At 70.5% G+C, this 13,775-nt stretch carries 13 protein-coding genes and 2 tRNA genes; 10 read left to right on the top strand and 5 right to left on the bottom strand.

All coding sequences use genetic code 11. The annotated features are described in order from the left end of the window. Positions 1–22: 22 nt before the first annotated feature. Entirely contained in the window at positions 23–1,681 is a 1,659-nt protein-coding gene (gene argS / locus EL493_RS09570; RefSeq protein WP_030200267.1) for an arginine--tRNA ligase, read from the bottom strand. A gap of 89 nt (positions 1,682–1,770) precedes the next feature. Here argS and EL493_RS09565 point away from each other — a divergent pair, with 89 nt between their 5' ends. The 7 genes from EL493_RS09565 (at position 1,771) to EL493_RS09535 (ending at position 8,080) form a co-directional block, all read left to right on the top strand. Next, positions 1,771–2,649, top strand: a complete 879-nt coding sequence (locus EL493_RS09565) for a DUF3105 domain-containing protein (RefSeq protein WP_019045390.1) — start codon at positions 1,771–1,773, stop codon at positions 2,647–2,649. Next, entirely contained in the window at positions 2,649–3,383 is a 735-nt protein-coding gene (locus EL493_RS09560) for a DUF305 domain-containing protein (protein WP_019045389.1), read from the top strand. Before EL493_RS09565 ends, EL493_RS09560 begins: the two co-directional genes overlap by 1 nt. A 112-nt stretch (positions 3,384–3,495) precedes the next feature. Further along, positions 3,496–3,568 (top strand) — tRNA-Arg (locus EL493_RS09555). 111 nt (positions 3,569–3,679) lie between these two features. Further along, complete coding sequence (locus EL493_RS09550; RefSeq protein WP_022567392.1) at positions 3,680–4,297, top strand: Rv0361 family membrane protein; 618 nt, start codon at positions 3,680–3,682, stop codon at positions 4,295–4,297. A gap of 121 nt (positions 4,298–4,418) precedes the next feature. Then, positions 4,419–5,438, top strand: a complete 1,020-nt coding sequence (locus tag EL493_RS09545) for an iron ABC transporter substrate-binding protein (protein WP_030200271.1) — start codon at positions 4,419–4,421, stop codon at positions 5,436–5,438. Next, complete coding sequence (locus EL493_RS09540; protein ID WP_019045386.1) at positions 5,439–6,998, top strand: ABC transporter permease; 1,560 nt, start codon at positions 5,439–5,441, stop codon at positions 6,996–6,998. Further along, the gene (locus EL493_RS09535; RefSeq protein WP_019045385.1) at positions 6,995–8,080 is read left to right on the top strand and encodes an ABC transporter ATP-binding protein; all 1,086 of its coding nucleotides are present in this window, start codon (positions 6,995–6,997) and stop codon (positions 8,078–8,080) included. The genes EL493_RS09540 and EL493_RS09535 overlap by 4 nt, the downstream gene beginning before the upstream one ends. Positions 8,081–8,247: 167 nt before the next feature. On the opposite strand, the gene EL493_RS09530 is transcribed toward EL493_RS09535, so the two are convergent. Beyond that, a tRNA-Cys gene (locus EL493_RS09530) sits at positions 8,248–8,319 on the bottom strand. 117 nt (positions 8,320–8,436) lie between these two features. On the opposite strand from EL493_RS09530, the gene EL493_RS09525 reads away from it, so the two are divergent. Together EL493_RS09525 and EL493_RS09520 are read left to right on the top strand one after the other, a co-directional pair. Then, positions 8,437–9,024: a MarR family winged helix-turn-helix transcriptional regulator gene (locus EL493_RS09525; protein ID WP_051719385.1), complete on the top strand. Its 588-nt coding sequence runs from the start codon at positions 8,437–8,439 to the stop codon at positions 9,022–9,024. A gap of 25 nt (positions 9,025–9,049) precedes the next feature. Beyond that, positions 9,050–10,114: an Hsp70 family protein gene (locus EL493_RS09520; protein ID WP_019045383.1), complete on the top strand. Its 1,065-nt coding sequence runs from the start codon at positions 9,050–9,052 to the stop codon at positions 10,112–10,114. Here EL493_RS09520 and EL493_RS09515 read toward each other — a convergent pair. Then, positions 10,111–10,905, bottom strand: coding sequence for an enoyl-CoA hydratase (locus EL493_RS09515; protein WP_019045382.1), 795 nt, complete (start codon positions 10,903–10,905; stop codon positions 10,111–10,113). The genes EL493_RS09520 and EL493_RS09515 overlap by 4 nt on opposite strands. 67 nt (positions 10,906–10,972) lie before the next feature. After that, positions 10,973–12,034, bottom strand: a complete 1,062-nt coding sequence (locus tag EL493_RS09510) for an enoyl-CoA hydratase/isomerase family protein (protein WP_030200272.1) — start codon at positions 12,032–12,034, stop codon at positions 10,973–10,975. Between the two features lie 93 nt (positions 12,035–12,127). Between EL493_RS09510 and EL493_RS09505 the strand changes: the two genes are divergently transcribed. Continuing rightward, positions 12,128–12,679 (top strand): hypothetical protein, encoded by a 552-nt coding sequence (locus EL493_RS09505; RefSeq protein ID WP_019045380.1) that lies wholly within the window; start codon positions 12,128–12,130, stop codon positions 12,677–12,679. A gap of 1 nt (position 12,680) precedes the next feature. Here the strand turns inward: EL493_RS09505 and EL493_RS09500 are convergent, their stop codons facing one another. After that, positions 12,681–13,649 (bottom strand): DUF2157 domain-containing protein, encoded by a 969-nt coding sequence (locus EL493_RS09500; protein WP_019045379.1) that lies wholly within the window; start codon positions 13,647–13,649, stop codon positions 12,681–12,683. Positions 13,650–13,775: the final 126 nt, after the last annotated feature.

The following is a 13,775-nucleotide window of genomic DNA, read 5'->3' as shown; positions in this document are numbered from 1 at the left end:
TCCTTGGAAAGCTTGCCGTCGGTCACATGCGCTCCGGGGCGCTGACCCCGAGCAGGGCCAGGCCGTTGGCCAGCACCTGGCGGGTGGCCTTGACCAATTCGAGCCGGGCGGCGTTGAGCGGGGTGACCGTGTCGTCGCCCTTGGGCAGCACACGCATGTCGTCGTCGGACTGGAACGGGTGGTAGACCCCGGCCAGTTCCTCGAGGTACCGGGCGATGCGGTGCGGTTCGCGGGTGTCGGCGGCGGTGGCGACCACGCGCGGGAAATCGCCGAGGGTGCGGATCAGGTCACCCTCGCGATCGGAGTTCAGCAGCGCGAAGTCCGGTGCCACGGAGTCGAATTCGAACGCGGCGGCGTTGTCGCTGATCCGGCAGGTGCGGGCGTGCGCGTACTGGACGTAGTAGACAGGATTCTCGTTGCCCGCCTTGGTCCACAGGTCGAGGTCGATGTCGATGCTCGAGTTCACCGAGGAACGCACCAGCGAGTAGCGCGACGCGTCGACGCCGATCGCCTCGACCAGGTCGTTCAGCGTCACCACGGTGCCCGCGCGCTTGCTCATCTTCACGGCCTGGCCGTCGCGGACCAGGTTCACCATCTGGCCGATCAGCACCTCGACGGTGTCGGGGTCGTCGCCGAACGCGGCCGCGGCGGCCTTGAGCCTGCCGATGTAGCCGTGGTGGTCGGCGCCGAGCATGTAGATGGCCAGGTCGAAGCCGCGGGCGCGCTTGTTCTGGAAGTAGGCGATGTCACCGGCGATGTAGGCGGCGTTGCCGTCGCTCTTGAGGACCACGCGGTCCTTGTCGTCGCCGAACTCGGTGGAGGCGATCCACCAGGCGCCGTCCTTCTCGTACAGGTTGCCCGAGTTCTTGAGCTGCTCCACGGCCCGCTCGACGGCGCCGGAGGCGAACAGCTCGCTCTCGTTGAAGTACACGTCGAAGTCGGTGCCGAAGTCGTGCAGATCCTGCTTGATCTGGGCGAACATCTGCTGCACGCCCTCGCGCCGGAACAGCTCGTGCCGCTCGTCGGCGGGCAGGGTGAGCGCGTCGGGGTGCGCGGCGACGATGCTCGCGCTGATGTCCTGGATGTACTCGCCCGCGTAGCCGTCCGCGGGGGTCGGCTCGCCCAGGGCGGCCGCGACCAGCGACTTGGCGAAGCGGTCGATCTGGGCACCGTGGTCGTTGAAGTAGTACTCGCGGGTCACCTCGGCGCCCTCGGCGGCCAGGATGCGGCCCAGCGCGTCACCGACCGAGGCCCAGCGGGTGCCGCCCAGGTGCACGGGACCGGTGGGGTTGGCGGAGACGAACTCCAGGTTGATCTTGGTGCCGGCCAGCGTGGTGCCGGTGCCGTAGGTCGCGCCCGCGGCCAGGATCTGCGCCAGGATCGCGCCCTGCGCCGAGGCGGCCAGGCGGATGTTGAGGAAGCCGGGGCCCGCGACCTCGGCCACCTCGATGTCGTCGGTCGCCGACAGCGCGTCGGCCAGCCATCCGGCCAGCTCGCGCGGGTTGGTTCCGACCCGCTTGGCCACCTGCATCGCCACATTCGTGGCATAGTCGCCGTGTTCGGGGTTGCGCGGACGCTCCACTGTGACCTGCTCGGGCAGGACCGACGAGTCCAGTCCACGTTCGACAAGCACCTTCGCGGCCGTGGTGCGAAGGAGATCTGCAAGGTCAGCTGGAGTCACGAGTCTCTATCCTATTGGTCGGGTGCCTCGCAACCACGACCGCCCGCCACGAACCCACCGATCCACACGTCGAAAGAGCACAACGAGCGATGCCGAGCAGGACCAGCGCCACATCAGCCAAGGCCGTCCGGGCCGCGGGGAAGTCGTCTCCGTCCCGCAAACCCGGCAAAGGCAACCTTCCGCACAAGAAGCGCGAGGTCCCCTGGGCCCTGCTGGGCGCTGGCGTCGCCATCGTCGCGCTGATCGGCCTGCTGGCCTACAGCCTGGTGCCCAAGTACCTGGACCAGGCCGCGATCCGCGAGGCCCAGACCGACCTCAAGGAATGGGTGCCGACCAAGGAGAACCAGGACCCGTCGACCAAGATCGAGGGCGTCGTCAAGCAGGACTACCCGGCAGGTCTGCACGTCACCTCGGCCCAGCGGGTGGCCTATGACAAGGCGCCCGCCTACGGCGGCCCGCACGACGGCGCCTGGGCCAACTGCACCGGCACCGTCTACGCCAAGCCGATCCGGATGGAGAACGCCGTCCACTCGCTCGAGCACGGCGCGGTCTGGATCGCCTACAACCCGGACAAGGTCGACGCCGCGGGCGTGGAGAAGCTGTCGAACTTCGTCAAGGGCCGTCAGTACTCGCTGATGTCGCCGTACCCGGGTCTGGAATCGCCCATCTCGCTGCAGTCGTGGGGCCACCAGCTGCGCCTGGACTCCCCCGACGACGCGCGGATCAAGCAGTTCATCTCCGCGCTGCGCGAGAACCCGTACGCCTACCCCGAGGTCGGCGCCAGCTGCTCGAACCCGATCTTCGACGCCAACAACCCGCCGCCGTTCGACTCCTCGCCGTACGGCCCCGAGGCCGTGCCGATGGACGGCAAGGGCCTGACCCAGGACCAGTCCGAGCTCGGCGGCGGCAGCGGCATCCCCGGTCTGCCCAGCATCCCGATGCCGGGCGGCCTGCCGGCGGGCCAGTAGTGGCCACCGAGACCGCGGCCGAGCCCGGCGACACCACCGAAGCGCCCGACGCCACCGAGCCCGCCGCGCGCAAGCCCGGCGGCGCGGCGATCCTCGTGCTGGGCGCGATCGGCCTGCTGCTGCTCGGCGCCGTGGCCGGGGTGCTGCTGCGACTGCCGCTGGACAAGGCGGACACGCCCGCGCCGGGCCCTGTCGACGTGGGGTTCAGCCAGGACATGTCCGCCCACCACGCGCAGGCCGTCGACATGGCGGGCGCGGCGCTGATCGCCTCCACCGACAACGACGTGCGCAGGCTCGCCTACGACATCCTCACCACCCAGCAGAACCAGATCGGCCGCATGCAGGGCTGGTTGCAGCTGTGGGGCGAGCCGAACCAGAACGTGGACGGCTACATGGGCTGGATGAGCGGCCACGGCGCGGGCTCGCACCACGGCGGCGCGAGCACCGGCCACGAGATGTCGGGCCCCGTGTCGTCGATGCCGGGCATGGCGAGCCAGGAGGAGATGACCACCCTGCGTCAGTCCACCGGCCCGGCCATGGACACGCTGTTCCTGCAGCTGATGCTGCGCCACCACCAGGGCGGCGTGCCGATGCTCGACTACGCCGCCGAGCACGCCGACACCACCGAGGTGCGCACGCTGGCCGCGCAGATGTCCAAGACCCAGGAGGGCGAGTCACAGCTGATGACCAGCATGCTCGCCGCCCGCGGCGTCGCCCCGCTGCCGCTGGGCTGAGCCCCTCGCCGGACCGGGCCAACCGCCCGGTCCGGCACCGTTTTTGGCGCACAGCACACGATGCGATACGCTGTCGCTGCCCGATCGGCCACCGCCGACCGGCATCTATCCCGCCCTCGTAGCTCAGGGGATAGAGCGTCTGCCTCCGGAGCAGAAGGCCGCAGGTTCGAATCCTGCCGAGGGCACACTTCGAGGCCCCGTCCGTTCGGTCGGGGCCTCGTTTGGTTGATCGAGATTGTTCACGCACGGTTCCACTTGGTTTCGGGGCCTCGCCCCGATGACATCAGGAGCGAGGCATGACGAATCCCCCCGAGGGCCAGCAACCCCCCTTCGGTCAGCAGCCGCCCGGCATGCCCGCCGGGCCGCCCGGATACCCGCACGCGGGCTTCGGGCCGGGTCAGACCCCGCCGCCGAACTATCCCGACGGCCCCGACGTGATCCCGCACCAGCAGCCGCCGAAGAAGAAGCGGACGGGGCTGTTCATCGCACTGGGCCTGGTCGCACTGGTCGTCCTCGGCGCGGTGGTCACCGGCGTGGTGCTCACCCTGCAGGGCCGCACGCCACTCTCCTCGGACGAGAAGCAGATCGAGGTCGCCATCCGCGACTTCTACGACACCCTCGACTCCGACGGCTTCATCGCCGCGGCCGAGCTGGCCTGCGAGGCCGACCGCACCGAGATCGCCAACCTCACCCCCGAGCAGCGCCAGCAGTTCGACGTCGCGACCGTCTCGGTGGACATCGACCGGGTCGACGACATCGTGATCACCGGCGACACCGCCAAGGCGACGGTGGTCGGCAAGCTGACCCTCTCGGTGGCGGGCGAGGAGCCCGAGACCGAGGACAGCACCGAGGAGCACCTGAAGAAGGAAGACGGCACCTGGAAGATCTGCTCGGCGCCGGCCAACAAGCACTGAGCGCGCCCGGCGCCGCCCGCCGCGAATCGCCCGTTCGGCCCGGTCCGCGCACATCACGCGAGGTATCTTCCTGAGGCAAGCCTCATCACAGTATGGGGACCCTGTGCGGGAAGGGACGCGTATGCCGCGTAGTTCGAAACCTCTGGCCGGGCTGATGGCGATCGCGGTGGCGGCGCTCGGGGTCAGCGCGTGTTCGTCCTCCTCCGGCGGTGCCGACGAGATCACCGTCTACAACGCCCAGCACGAATCGCTCACCAAGGAGTGGGCCGAGGCGTTCACCGCGGAGACCGGCATCAAGGTCGTCCTGCGCCAGGGTGGCGACACCGCGCTGGGCAATCAGCTCGTCGCCGAGGGCGCCAACTCCCCCGCCGACGCCTTCCTCACCGAGAACTCCCCCGCCATGGCGCTGGTGGAGAACGCGGGCCTGTTCGCCGACGTCGACCCGGGCACGCTGAATCAGGTTCCGGCACAGTACCGTCCGTCGACCGGCAAGTGGACCGGTGTCGCGGCCCGCGCCACGGTGTTCGTCTACAACAAGGACAAGCTGCCCACGGCCGGGCTGCCGGTCTCGCTGCTGGATCTGGCGCAGCCGCAGTGGCAGGGCCGCTGGGGCGCGGGCACTTCCGGCGCCGACTTCCAGGCGATCGTGGCCGGTCTGCTCGCGCTGAAGGGCGAGGACGTCACCCGGGCCTGGCTGCGCGGGATGAAGGCCAACGCCACCTCGCTGCAGAACAATGTGGCCACCATGAAGGCCGTGAACTCGGGCAACCCCGAGGGCGGCGTGATCTACCACTACTACTGGTACCGCGATCAGGCCAAGACCAAGGAGGGCAGCGCGAACACCGCGCTGCACTACTTCAAGAACCAGGACCCGGGTGCCTTCGTCAGCGTGTCCGGTGGCGGCGTGCTGAAGTCGAGCAAGAAACAGGAGGCCGCGCAGAAGTTCCTGGCCTTCGTCACCGGCAAGCGCGGGCAGGAGATCCTGCGCGACGGCACGTCCATGGAGTACCCGGTGGCCAGTGACGTGGCCGCGAATCCGGCGCTGCCGCCGCTGGCCGATCTGCAGGCGCCCGCGATCGATCCGAGCAAGCTGGATTCGAAGAAGGTCACCGAGCTGATGACCGAGGCGGGACTGCTGTAGGTGGTGGCGCTGCGGACCGTGCGCACGACGACACCCCGGGTCGGTCGGCCCGGGGTGTTCGTCACGCTCGTGGCCCTGCTGCTGACGGCGGCGACGTTCGTCCCGCTCGGCTACATCGTCTCGGTGCTGTTCGACACCGGCCTGCGCGAAGCCGCCGACCTGGTGTTCCGCCCCAGAGTCGCTGAGCTGCTGGGCAATACGGTCGCGCTGGTGGTGTGCACCGTGCCGATCTGCGTCGTGCTCGGGCTGGGGCTGGCCTGGCTGGTGGAGCGCACCGACGTACCCGGCCGGGCGTGGTGGGGCCCGGTGCTGGTGGCGCCGCTGGCGGTGCCCGCGTTCGTGAACAGCTACGGCTGGGTGAGCGTGTTCGAGTCGATGCACGGGTTGCCGGCGGCGGTCGTGGTGGCCACGATGTCGTACTTCCCGCTGGTGTACCTGCCGGTCGCGGCCACCTTGCGGCGGCTGGATCCGGCGCTCGAGGAGTCGGCGCGCGCGCTCGGTTCCGGGCGGGCGGAAGTGTTCCGGCGCATCGTCGTTCCGCAGCTGCGGTTGGCGATCCTGGGCGGTGCGCTGCTGATCGGGCTGCATCTGCTCGCCGAGTACGGCGCCTTCGTGATGTTGCGTTTCGACACCTTCACGACCGCGATCTTCGAGCAGTACCAGAGCAGCTTCGCCGGGCCGGCGGGCAGCATGCTCGCCGGCGTCCTGGTGCTGTGCTGTCTGGCACTGCTGGGCGGTGAAGCGCTGCTGCGTGGCAACGCGCGCTATGCCAGGGTCGGCGCCGGCGCGCCACGGGTGGCGCGACCGATCGCCCTGGGCTGGTGGCGGATTCCGCTGTTCGGGGTGCTGGTGGCGGTGCTCGCGGGCGCGCTCGGTGTGCCGCTGTGGACGATCGGGCGCTGGCTGTGGCTGGGCGGTTCGGCGGTGTGGGACGCCGAGGTGATCGGCACCGCGCTGAGCCAGACGGTCGCGCTGGCCGCGGCGGCCGCGGTGCTCACCACGTTGTGCGCGTTCCCGATCGCGTGGATCGCCGTGCGTTCGACCGCCCGGTTCGCCCGCGTGATCGAGGGCGCCAACTACATCACCAGTTCGCTGCCCGGCATCGTGATCGCGCTGGCCCTGGTGACGGTGACGATCCGCTGGGTACCGCCGCTGTATCAGACGGTGCTGCTGGTGGTGCTGGCGTACGCGCTGATGTTCCTGCCGCGCGCGCTGGTGAGCGTGCGGGCCGGGCTGGCGCAGGTGCCGGTCGGGTTGGAGGAGGTGTCGCGGTCGCTGGGCGAGTCGGCCTCGGCCACGTTCATCCGGGTGACCCTGCGGATGACGGCGCCCGCGGCCGCGTCGGCGGCGGCGCTGGTCTTCGTCGCGGTGTCGACCGAGCTCACCGCGACACTGTTGCTGGCGCCCAACGGGACTCGCACGCTGGCCATGCAGTTCTGGGGCCTGTCGGGCGAACTCGACTACGCCGCTGCGGCACCGTACGCGCTGATCATGATCGTTGTCACCGTGCCGGTGACCTACCTGCTGTTCACCCAGTCCAGGAAGGCGGCGGGGATATGAGCCGGCTCGTCGTGAGCGCGGTGTCGAAGAGTTTCGGCGCCACCCGGGTGCTCGACCACATCGATCTGGACGTGCCCGACGGTTCGGCCGCGGCCATCGTCGGCGCGTCGGGCTGCGGCAAGACGACGCTGCTGCGCGTCGTCGCCGGTTTCGAGTCCCCCGACTCCGGAACCGTCCAGCTGGGCGCGGAAACCATTGTCCGCGAACAGGTCTGTGTGCCGCCGCAGCGCAGGCGGATCGGTTACGTGGCCCAGGACGGCGCGCTGTTCCCGCATCTGAGCGTGGCGGCCAATATCGCCTACGGCCTGCGCACCGGCTGGCGCGGCGCGGGCGACCGGCTGCGCCGCCACCGCGACCGCGACCGGGTCGCCGAACTGCTGGCCATGGTCTCACTCGACGCCGGCTACGCCGACCGCATGCCGCATCAGCTCTCCGGTGGCCAGCAGCAGCGTGTCGCCCTGGCCCGCGCCCTGGCCCGCAAGCCCGACCTGATGCTGCTCGACGAGCCCTTCAGCGCCCTGGACACCGGCCTGCGCGCCACCACCCGCCAGGCCGTGGCCGACACCCTGCGCGCCGCGGGCATGACCAGCATCCTGGTCACCCACGACCAGGAGGAGGCACTGAGCTTCGCCGAACAGGTCGCCGTGATGCGCGCGGGCCGCTTCACCCAGATCGGCACCCCCGAGCAGGTCTACCACCACCCCGCCGACCTGTTCACCGCCCAGTTCCTCGGCGACGTCGTCCTGCTGGACGCCCTCGCCGAGAACGACATCGCCAAGTCCGTCCTCGGCCCGGTCCCGGTGCAGGCCGCCGCCCCCACCGGCGAGGTAACCCTGATGCTGCGCCCGGAACAACTCACCGCCGAGGTGATCACCGCCCCCCACCCGCACAGCGGCACGATCCAGGACGTGGATTTCCGCGGCCCGGACGTCATCCTGACCATCGATTTGGCAGAGGGCGCGGGAACGGTAAAAGTCCGCCGAACCGGCATCAACGCCCCAGAAATGAACGACAGAGTCCGCCTGACAGTCCAGGGAAAAGCCACCGCATACGAGAAAGAGGCGCCCCACTCCCACGAGTGAAACGCCCATCCCACAGCGACAACGCCACCCCGAAACCCAACGCCCACGGGTTTTCGGCCGCCTCGCATCCGAGGGGCGATACGTACCGCCGAAGGCGAAGTATCGCCCCTCGGATGCGAGGCACCAGGGGCCGAAAACCCTGCGGCGCCAGCCGCAAATAAACACAGAGCGAGCGGCGGGAATTGAACCCGCGTAAACGGCTTTGCAGACCGTTGCCTCAACCACTCAGCCACGCCCGCCTCGACATAGAGAATGCCGTCGGACCAGCTTCGCGGCCAGGGTTACGCTCGCGGTGATCGAAACTGCCGACGCTCGGCTGGGCGGTGCCGGGCCCTGGTCGTGCGATGATCGAACGCATGTCTCGGCCACGACCGCTTCCGCATGACCCGATCGCCGAAGCGCACCGGCAGTGGACCGGGCACGGGTGGGGCGCGGTCGCCGACGGGATGGCCGTGGTGACCTCGCTGGTGCGGGCCCAGCAGATCGTGATGTCGCGGGTGGACGAGGCGCTGAAGCCGTCGGGGTTGACGTTCTCCCGCTATGAGCTGCTGCAACTGCTCAGTTTCAGCAAGACCGGCGCGTTGCCGATGGCGAAGGCGAGTGCCCGTTTGCAGGTGCATCCGACGAGCGTGACCAATACCGTCGACCGGCTGGAGGCGGCGGGGCTGGTGGTGCGGGTGCCGCATCCGAGCGACCGGCGCGCGACCCTGATCGAGATCACCGACGCGGGAAGGGAATTGGTGGCGGAGGCGACGGCGGCGCTGAACGCGCAGGTGTTCGCCGAGCCCGGGCTGCCCGCGGATCGGGTGCGGGAGCTGCTGGCACTGCTGGCCGAATTCCGGCACGACGCGGGTGACTACGAGGATCCGGGCGCGGAAAACCTCGCATTCCACGCGACCTGGCAACCAACCGGCGAATCACCGCGCGACTCGCTTGGCAGCTAGCGGAAATTGGTCCACCATGTAGCGCATGGTGCTGGTCCTGGGGGTATCGGCGGGTGCGGGTGGTGCCCGCGCCGTGCTGACCCACTCCGATCAGCCGCACCTGCCCCCGGTGGACCGGCTCCGGCTACCGCGCAGGTCGGGCGGATCGGTCGAAGAAGCGGTGTTGTCGGTGCTGCGCCGGATGCGGGTGGCCGCGCTGGCCCGCGGCGAGTGCGTGACCGCCACGGCGGTGACGTGTCGCAGCGAGTCGCACGCCGACGCGATCCGGGCCGCGGTCGGCAGGTCCGAAGTGGGCATCGTCGACGAGCCGCTGGCGCAGCTGCGGTATCTGCGGTTCACCGGCATGCTGCCCGCCACCGATTCGGTGATCCTGTACGACCTCGGCTGCTCCGGCCTGACGGTCACCCATGCCGACTGCCGCACCGACACGATTCTGGCGAGCCGCCGCAGCACGGTCCTGAGCGGTGACGGCTACGACGCGCTGCTGCGCTGGCAGCTGGCCCGCGGCGGGGTGCTGACCGACGCCCGCACCACCAGGGCGCACCGGGAGTCGCTGAGCCGGGCGCGCGTGGTGACCGCCACCGACGCGGGCACCGGTGAGCGCGCGGTGGTGACCCGCAGCGATCTGGCCGAGCTGTGCGAGGCGGGATTGCATCATTCGGCGTCGTTCGTGCGCCAGGTGGTCGAGGAGAGCGGGATACGGCCCGGCGCGCTGGTCCTGCTGGGCGGCTGTACCCGCAATCCGTCGCTGCGGGCCGATCTGGCGCGCCGGATCGGGCTGCCGATCGTCTACGACCCCGAGCCGGACTATGTCTCGGCGCGCGGCGCTGTGCTGCTGGCCGCACAGCGTCCGCCCGCCCGCTTGCGGATGCCGCGGTTGCGGGCGGGCGCGGCGCAGTCGTTCCGGGAGGCCGGGCAGCGGCCCGGTCGCCGAAAACTCCTGGCCGCGGTCGCGGTGACGGCGACGCTCGGCGGCACGGTCGCCGGTCTGCTCGGCACCGACAACACGTCGGCGCGGTCCCCGGAACAGGGCACCGCGCCGACTCCCGCCCAGCTCACCGACGGCTCGCTACGGGTGAAACAGAACTAGCTGTTGGTGAAGTTCGGCGTCCGCTTCTCGACGAAGGCGGCCATGCCTTCCTTCTGGTCGTCGGTGGCGAACAGGGAGTGGAACACGCGACGCTCGAACAGCAGGCCCTCGGCGAGGGTGGTCTCGAAGGCGCGGTTCACGGCTTCCTTGGCGATCATCGCGACCGGCAGCGACATCGAGGCGATGGTCTGCGCGGTCTCGAGCGCGGTGTCGAGCAGCTGGTCGGCGGGCACGATCCGCGAGACCAGCCCGGCGCGCTCGGCCTCCTCGACGCCCATGTTGCGGCCGGTCAGGATCAGGTCCATGGCCTTGGCCTTGCCGACCGCGCGGGTGAGCCGCTGCGAGCCGCCGATGCCGGGGATCACGCCGAGCTTGATCTCGGGCTGACCGAACTTGGCGGTGTCGGCCGCGATCAGGATGTCGCACAGCATCGCCAGCTCGCAGCCACCGCCGAGGGCGTAACCCGCGACCGCGGCGATAGTCGGCTTGCGGAAGTTGGCCAGGCGGTCCCAGCGGGCGAAGAAGTCCGACATGTACATGTCCATGTAGGACTTGGGCGCCATCTCCTTGATGTCGGCGCCGGCCGCGAAGGCCTTCTCCGACCCGGTGATGACGACGGCGCCGATGGAGTCGTCGCCCTCGAGCTCGTCGAGCGCGGCGATGACGTCGTCGAGGACCTGCGCGTTGAGTGCGTTGAGGGCCTTGGGCCGGTTCAGCGTGATCCAGCCGACCCCGCCCTTACCCTCGCTGCCGCCCTTGCGCTCCAGCAGAATCGTCTCGAAATCGGTCACCAGGCACCCTCTTGTTCATCAGTGGTCACGGATGACGCTGACGATACCGAGCCGGGCCGCCGGGCGGCTACGCGGGCAAACCCAGTTCGCGCGCGCCCAGCGGGGCGAAGTAGGCGTCGACCTGGGCCGGGCTCACGTCGGCGAGGGTGGCGGGCGACCAGCGCGGCATGCGGTCCTTGTCGATCACCTGGGCGCGGATGCCCTCGGCGAGGTCGTGGGTGTTCAGCGCGGCGACGGTGATGCGGTATTCGGCGTTGAGCGCGCCGCCCAGCGTCAGCGTGGCGGCCGCGCGCAGCGCGCGCAGGGTGGCTTTCAGCGCGACCGGCGATTTGGCCAGCAGGTCGTCGGCGGCCTTGCTCGCCTCGGGGGAACCGGCGGCGCGCAGCGCGTCGACGATCTCCTCGACCGTGTCGGCCGCGTAGCAGGCGTCGATCCAGTCGCGCTGGGCCGCGAGCTCGGATTCCGGTGCGGCCGTGGCGAATTGGGCGATGGCCTCGTCGGCGGGCGTGGTGCGCAGCGCCTCGAGCAGGGCGGGCAGTTCGGCCGAGGGCACGTAGCTGTCGGCGAAACCGGCCGCGATGGCGTCGCCCGCGCCCATGCGCGCCGTGGTGAGCGCGACGTGGGTGCCGATCTCGCCGGGCGTGTGCGAGAGCAGATAGGTACCACCGACATCGGGCACGAAACCGATGCCCACCTCGGGCATGCCGATCTGCGAGCGTTCGGTGACGATGCGGTGGCTGCCGTGCGCCGAGAGGCCGACGCCGCCGCCCATGACGATGCCGTCCATCACCGCCACGTACGGCTTCGGGTAGCTGCCGATCAGGGCGTTGAGCAGGTATTCGTCGCGCCAGAACGCGGCGGTGCCGGTCTCCAGCGGGCCGGCGGCGCCGTCGAGGACGGCCTTGGCGTCGCGGTGGATGGCGACGATGTCGCCACCCGCGCACAGCCCGCGCTCGCCCGCGCCGACGATCGCGACGGTGGTGATCGCGGGATCGGTGGCCCAGGCGCGCAGCGTCTCGCCGATCGCCAGGGTCATCGAGTGGTTGAGCGCGTTGATGGCCCGCGGCCGGTTCAGGGTGATCAGACCGAGCCCGTCGCGTACCTCGAACAGCACTTCCGCTTCACTCATGATCGCCACGATAGGGACGGCGCGGCGGACCCGGGACACCCCAGCGGGCCGTTGTGACACAAGACACCGTGTCGCCTGGGGCACAATCAGGCCATGAGCACCGACCACTTCGCGCGGATCACCCGCCTGCGCGCGCTCATCGAGCACGACGCCACCGGCGCGGACGAACGGGCGACGGCCCAGCGCATGCTCGACCGGATCCTGCGGAAGTCGCACGGCGACCACGTCACGCGCGCCGCGGCCGACCGCGTCTACGGCGCGCGGCACGACCGGCCGGGCAGGCACGCGAGCACGGCCTCGATCGTCGAGTCGGTCCGCGACGACATCGCCTTCGCCCGCAATTTCGCGGTCGTCGGCGGGCCGGGCGAGCTCACCGTGCACAGCCCGCTGGCGGCGGCGCCCGCGGCGCTCACGGTGTCGGTGAGCACGCCGTTCGCCGATCAGATCGTGGTCACCATCGACGACATCCCGCAGGACTGGGGCTGGGAGTCCGACGAGTACGACCGGATCGCGGCGACCGAGGACCTGCGCAGGCTGGCCGCCGAGCTGGCCGAGATCATCGACAGCTACAACCACGACGGCGCCGATGTGGGCCCGCGTTTCTTCCGCACCATCCGCGCGCAGCAGACCACCCTGATCCGCTGACTCATCCCGCCCGTTTCGGCGCGGTCAGCAAGACGACCAGCCCGACCGTGAGCACCAGCGCCCCGATCGCCAGCACCACGCTCGCGGCGACCGGCCCGCCGTCGGTGTACTCGGCCACCGTCTGGGCGACCGCGATCGCGATCGCCGCCGCACCGCCGAGCACCAGCACCGGCTCGCGACGCAGCGCGTACAGCGCCAGGGCGAGCACGCCGATGAGCGCGGTGAGGCCGGGCCGCCACAGTGAATCACCGGGCGTCACCGTTTGCGCGCCGCCCACCGCGATCGCCCCGCCGATCAGGTAGCCCGCCCACTCCGCGACGAACAGCCGCCGCCAGGCGAGCAGCGACCACAGCGCCCCGAACAGCAGCAACAGCACGCCGGACCACGCCGACCGGTAGCCGAACAGCTCCGAGGTGGCACTCACCACGGCGCCGGTGCCGAAGGCGCCCGTCACGACCATCCCGAGCACGGTCGGCACCAGCAGATAGCCGAGCACCGCGGTCGCGAATCCGGCGAACGCCGCCGCGATCTCGACACCGTCGTCGCCGTGCCCGCCGAACGCGGTGACCACCGCGCCGCAGACCGCCCCGGCGGCGAGCGCGAGCAGCACGGCCGCGAGCCGGGTCCGGCCCGCCGACGCGATCGGCACCCGCCGGAAGACCCCGTCGCACCCGCCTGCCAGCAGCACCCCACCCGCCGTGGCGCACCCGGCCACGACCAGCAGCAGCACCACCCGCCCGGTCTGCGCCACCTCCGACCACGCCCGCCCGAGGAACAACGCGACCCCGGCCGCGATCAGCCCGGCGCCCAGATAGGCGACGACCTCGGCGATCATCCGTCCCGCACCCGCCCGCTCGGCTCGCTCCTCGGCGTCGACGGCCCGCAGCACCGCTGTCCGCTGGTCTCCGCTGAGCACACCCGACGCCACCAGCCGCTCGAGCGCCACACCCACCCTGTGTTCGCGAACCATTCGTCGAGTATGTCGACGTGGCCGCGATTTCCGCCGAAGGATCGATGGCCGCGTTTCGCGCCGGAGTGACGCAGTTCATACTAGAATTAGTTGGACGTCCTAGTATTGGCCGTAACAGCAACTGCG

The sequence above is a fragment of the Nocardia asteroides genome (genome assembly GCF_900637185.1).
GTDB lineage: Bacteria > Actinomycetota > Actinomycetes > Mycobacteriales > Mycobacteriaceae > Nocardia > Nocardia asteroides.
The sequence above is the reverse complement of the archived record's forward strand: the minus strand, read 5'-3'. Positions and strand labels throughout refer to the sequence as shown.